General features: G+C 45.8%; 2 protein-coding genes. Both read left to right on the top strand.

What is annotated here, in order from left to right; genetic code table 11:
• Nucleotides 1–609, top strand: a 609-nt coding sequence (gene cpdA / locus R7E47_RS25155; protein ID WP_318085521.1) for a 3',5'-cyclic-AMP phosphodiesterase, incomplete at its 5' end; no start/stop codon positions are given.
• Nucleotides 610–657: 48 nt separating this feature from the next.
• Nucleotides 658–1,076: YqiA/YcfP family alpha/beta fold hydrolase (locus R7E47_RS25150; RefSeq protein ID WP_318085519.1), on the top strand; the 419-nt coding region annotated here is incomplete at its 3' end.

The following is a 1,076-nucleotide window of genomic DNA, read 5'->3' as shown; positions in this document are numbered from 1 at the left end:
TATCAACGATTTGCTGATGGCATTGCGCCGCTGCAAAAGGATTGTTATTGGCTGCCGGGAAATCACGATTACAAACCCAATATGGGCAGTGTGTTACCTTCACCACAAATTCAAGCGGCAGAACATGTGTTGCTGGGTGAAAAGTGGCAATTGATTTTGCTTGATTCTCAAGTAGTAGGCGTGCCTCATGGGCGTTTAAGCGATCAGCAGTTGACTCTTTTGGAAGAGAAATTAACGGAATTTCCTGAGCGTCATACACTGGTTTTATTGCATCACCACCCTTTGCTGGTGGGGAGCGCTTGGCTTGACCAGCATACGTTGAAAGACGCAGAAGTGTTTTGGCAAGTTGTGGATCGATTCGACAATGTAAAAGGCATTTTGTGTGGGCACGTTCATCAAGACATGAACGTAATACACAAAGGTATTCGAGTGATGGCAACACCATCAACGTGTGTCCAGTTTAAGCCGAATTCCGATGATTTCGCGCTTGATACCACATCCCCAGGTTGGCGTGAGCTAGAACTGCACACCAACGGCGACATCACAACCCATGTCGACCGTTTACCAGAAGGCCAATTCCAGCCAGATTTGTCTTCCAACGGATATTAATGATGCCCGAGCTCTAAGTTCGGGGTCGCTTTTTCATGCGAGACTTCTATGAGTAAACCTTCACTTCTATTGTACATCCACGGTTTCAACAGCTCACCGCTCTCAATGAAAGCCAATTTAATGAGAGAATATTGCGCGCAGCATCGTCCGGACATCAAAGTCATCGTCCCACAATTGCCTTGCTTTCCTGAACAAGCCGCTCAATTGTTGTTGGATATTGTTGAGCAATACAAAGACGACTACAACATTGGCTTAGTGGGTAGCTCGCTTGGTGGTTACATGTCGACGTGGTTAAACGCTAAGTACGGTTTTAAAGCGGTTGTCGTGAACCCTGCAGTTAAACCTTATGAGTTGCTTGTTGATTATTTGGGAGAGCAAACCAACCCATACACGCATGAAACCTATACACTTGAAGCTTGTCATATTGACGAGTTAAAAGCTCTTGATGTACAAAGCATCGCGTCGCC

It is taken from the genome of Vibrio sp. Vb1026, assembly GCF_033338745.1.
GTDB classification, from domain to species: Bacteria; Pseudomonadota; Gammaproteobacteria; order Enterobacterales; family Vibrionaceae; genus Vibrio; species Vibrio alginolyticus.
The sequence above is the reverse complement of the archived record's forward strand: the minus strand, read 5'-3'. Positions and strand labels throughout refer to the sequence as shown.